The organism is Streptococcus sp. HMSC070B10 (genome assembly GCF_001808665.1).
Classification (GTDB): Bacteria; Bacillota; Bacilli; order Lactobacillales; family Streptococcaceae; genus Streptococcus.
In genome coordinates this window covers 1-2,517 of sequence record NZ_KV794141.1, presented here as the reverse complement: position 1 = coordinate 2,517, position 2,517 = coordinate 1, and the positions used below count along the sequence as shown (strand labels likewise).

Below are 2,517 nucleotides of genomic sequence, written 5' to 3'. Positions count from 1 at the left end.
CAATTTTACACATGGCAATTTTACACATGGCAATATTTTCCAACTGTATTTTTAAACTCCGTCATCTGTGGATAACTCTTTCTCAAGATTAGTTTTTAGATACTCAAAGTAGTCATCTGAAATAGGCATGTCTGAAAAAAATCTATGTACTGTGACGCCTTTGCCTCTGCCTAGCCCTAAGCGGTATACTCTGAGATAGCCTGCTTTCTCTAAAAGCTTAAAGTGCTCATCTACGGTGCGCCTACTTATTCCTAGACGTCGTGCAATCTCGTCAGGATACACAACCCAATCAGACTTATTAGTCAGTATGACTGCCAAAATCCCTATTGTGGCTGGTTTCAGTTGCTTATCTTGAGTGAAAGTGTTATTGATAGATGTGTAATTTTCGTGAGTATTTCTTAGAATATACTGCATACCTCATATTTAAGCCCCTTTCTGTAACTCTCGCTTGTGCATTCCTAAAATGATGTCATAGTACGAATGACCAGCAGGGATGACATATCCTGTCAGATCGTCAACTTGAGAGCCATCTGCCATGATGTTTACAATCCGTGGCTCCCATTCCTTTTTTACTGTTTTCATGATATAATTACCTCGTAAAGTATTTTGCTTAGTCCCTCAATGGAATTGCCGTTCCAGAGGGGCTTTTTTGTTATTCTCCTATCTGCTATAATAAAGCTAGAAAGGAGGTGATGTTATGCATGACCTAGTTATCAAGATGATTCTTGATGAGTACGGCATTGATAACTCTGAAAATTTGTCTAAAGCACTCGCCAAAGTCCTAGATGAATTTTCAAGAGATAGCCGTGTAGCTAGCAATCTGTCTAAGTCTATCAATGAGCAGAATAGACTTGCAGATAGAATGCACGGGGTTATTAGATAATCCCTATAGTCCTCTGAGCGTATTTGCGAAAGGCATTTGTTTCACTGTCGTTTAGTGTTATGTCTTTTGATAAATTACGCTCTTTTTCGTTCAGCTGGTAATCGTAAAGGCTGTTTATTTCTTCCCATCCTTTACGAGTAAAAGACTGTCTTAAGCTAATATAGCGTTCGATAATAGACAGTGATTTTGCAACATCCTGCAGATCTTGTTCAGCTTGTTCTTGCTTTTTTTGAGTTTTGGCAATAAAGTCTGAGTAAGCTTGCTCAAACACTTCTGAAACTTGAGGATCCACAACCACGCCATTAGTTTCAATAATATCTGGTGTAAAATCAATAGTGATTTTTGGTTTTCCGTTCGCAGGCATTTCTAGTCTGAAGCCAGTGACCCCTCTGCCAAGTTCCCAGTCATTGATTTTTACTGAATATCCCGAAGATCTTAAACATTGACCATCGTTTGGTTCTTGTTTTGGTTTGATGCTTAGTTTTAGCTGTTTCATATACGCTCCTTTCTATATCTCAGCATCCCCTGGTAGTAACGTGGTTGGAAATCCCGACCCGAAAACTAATCGTTATTTGATTACACTCATTGAGTATGTTAATGGCTATGCTGAACCAAATTTACATGCCAAAGAGTTTGTTAATCAAGACCACGCTGTCAATCGCATAGACGGTTACAGGAATGTTAGGTAATTCAACTGTTTTAACCCAATAATTATCTAAATAATTCTTTGATAGATACACTGCTTTTTCGGTAAGTAACAAGTGAGAGATAATTGTTTCTAGTTCTTCGTTTTCACGTTTCACTAATTCTTTATCTACTATTGTTTTTCTGATAAGCAGTGTCTCTTTTTCTTCTGCGACAATCTGACCTACAATCTCTCCAGAGATTTCTAGATACTTGCCTATTTCACTCATAATTTTTCTTCCCCTTTTGTTGCTTTTTTTCACCTTTGACACGATATGCTGAATAAGCTTTTTCCAAAGCCTTGACTATGTCAGTAGTTGAAGCTTTTAATTTTCCACTATATGGATAACGTCTTGGTTTCCGTCTGATTTCCATGTCACTCCTTTCTAACCTGGTAAATACTCTTGATTAAGAAACTTGTTGATAAAGTACTGTTGGCCCTTACCAGTGACCTTACTAGTCTTATTGATACTGATATGACCGTCTGCGTGCTGGATGTTAGTTTCTTTGATTTCAAACAAACCTAACTCCATTGATTTTTGCGTAGGCATGTTCCAACTAGCTCCACGTTTCTTGATAAGATAACCGTTGTCACGTAGCCAGCTAAACAAGCGATTTGCTCCAATTTTGAAACCATTCTGACTGATGAGCTTAGCTAGGTCTCCAACCAAGATAGATGTGTGACTAGCACTGACTGCGTCGGCAAATAGCACTTTAGGACGGTCAGCCTCAATCTGAGCCTCCAGCTTGTGGACTTTCTGATCAGCCATGAGTAAAGCTCTTGCCATGATTTTCTCAGGGCTGTTAAAGTCCTTTTCCACTTGGATGAAGTACTGTCTGACTTCTTTTCCTTTGTCCGTTCGCTGAATCATGGCGATTTCTTTAGCCATGTCTAGTTTGATGATGTGGTCTTGGCTAGGTCTACCTCCAGTACTTTTGCTCAAAAATGA

At 38.9% G+C, this 2,517-nt stretch carries 7 protein-coding genes; 1 reads left to right on the top strand and 6 read right to left on the bottom strand.

Annotated elements, in window-relative coordinates:
- Positions 1 to 51: 51 nt before the first annotated feature.
- Both HMPREF2613_RS00655 and HMPREF2613_RS11465 read right to left on the bottom strand, forming a co-directional pair.
- On the bottom strand, positions 52 to 414 hold the full coding sequence (locus HMPREF2613_RS00655) for an ArsR/SmtB family transcription factor (protein ID WP_049488086.1): 363 nt from the start codon (positions 412 to 414) through the stop codon (positions 52 to 54).
- Between the two features lie 9 nt (positions 415 to 423).
- Positions 424 to 582 carry a BOW99_gp33 family protein gene (locus HMPREF2613_RS11465; RefSeq protein WP_162837231.1) on the bottom strand — a complete coding sequence of 53 codons (159 nt, stop codon included), beginning with the start codon at positions 580 to 582 and terminating at the stop codon, positions 424 to 426.
- 115 nt (positions 583 to 697) lie between these two features.
- Here HMPREF2613_RS11465 and HMPREF2613_RS00650 point away from each other — a divergent pair, with 115 nt between their 5' ends.
- A complete protein-coding gene (locus HMPREF2613_RS00650) occupies positions 698 to 883 on the top strand; it encodes a hypothetical protein (protein ID WP_049488084.1) in 186 nt (61 codons plus the stop codon).
- Here HMPREF2613_RS00650 and HMPREF2613_RS10795 read toward each other — a convergent pair.
- The 4 genes from HMPREF2613_RS10795 to HMPREF2613_RS00635 all read right to left on the bottom strand — a co-directional run.
- A complete protein-coding gene (locus tag HMPREF2613_RS10795) occupies positions 876 to 1,379 on the bottom strand; it encodes a hypothetical protein (RefSeq protein ID WP_083279175.1) in 504 nt (167 codons plus the stop codon). The two genes, HMPREF2613_RS00650 and HMPREF2613_RS10795, sit on opposite strands and share 8 nt — an antisense overlap.
- A gap of 121 nt (positions 1,380 to 1,500) precedes the next feature.
- Entirely contained in the window at positions 1,501 to 1,797 is a 297-nt protein-coding gene (locus tag HMPREF2613_RS00640) for a hypothetical protein (RefSeq protein ID WP_049488080.1), read from the bottom strand.
- Positions 1,790 to 1,942, bottom strand: coding sequence for a hypothetical protein (locus HMPREF2613_RS11460; protein ID WP_160312372.1), 153 nt, complete (start codon positions 1,940 to 1,942; stop codon positions 1,790 to 1,792). The genes HMPREF2613_RS00640 and HMPREF2613_RS11460 overlap by 8 nt, the downstream gene beginning before the upstream one ends.
- A gap of 11 nt (positions 1,943 to 1,953) precedes the next feature.
- Positions 1,954 to 2,517, bottom strand: a 564-nt coding sequence (locus tag HMPREF2613_RS00635; protein ID WP_070478198.1) for a phage antirepressor KilAC domain-containing protein, incomplete at its 5' end; no start/stop codon positions are given.